This is a genomic window from Gilliamella sp. M0364, from assembly GCF_016100565.1.
GTDB lineage: Bacteria > Pseudomonadota > Gammaproteobacteria > Enterobacterales > Orbaceae > Gilliamella > Gilliamella apis.
In genome coordinates, this window is the sequence record NZ_JACFSF010000031.1 from 1 (window position 1) to 408 (window position 408).

Annotated in this window: 1 protein-coding gene; it reads right to left on the bottom strand. The window is 37.7% G+C overall.

The features are described from left to right. The coding region (locus H3U96_RS11120; protein ID WP_198196717.1) for a hypothetical protein at positions 1–408 on the bottom strand (408 nt) is incomplete at both ends.

Genomic DNA, 408 nt, shown 5'->3' on the forward strand with positions numbered 1-408 from the left:
GTACAGCAATTTTAGGGTTATTGGTATCCGTACCATTATTGCTATCACTATCAGTACCGTTATTCGTACCACTATTGATTTTGATATCGGTAGCCAAATAAGGTAACACACGCGTAAATTGAGCATTTTTGTAAGCATACATAAAACCCCACTCAGCAAAAAAGCCGTTATCAATTGCACGCGTAAGATGATTATCTTGTGAAGGCGATGTAGAGCTGGCGATGTCAGAAACCGGTGCATTAGTTAGCTCTTGATAATTAGGAACACGGTAACCTATTTTCTCACACCAAGATATATTCTTATCTTCAAGTTGAGTGATTATCCCACGATTAACAAACCACTGTTTTAACTGGAAACCATATTTGACGACTTCTTTATTACTTTGAGGGTCTACACCAACTAACTCAA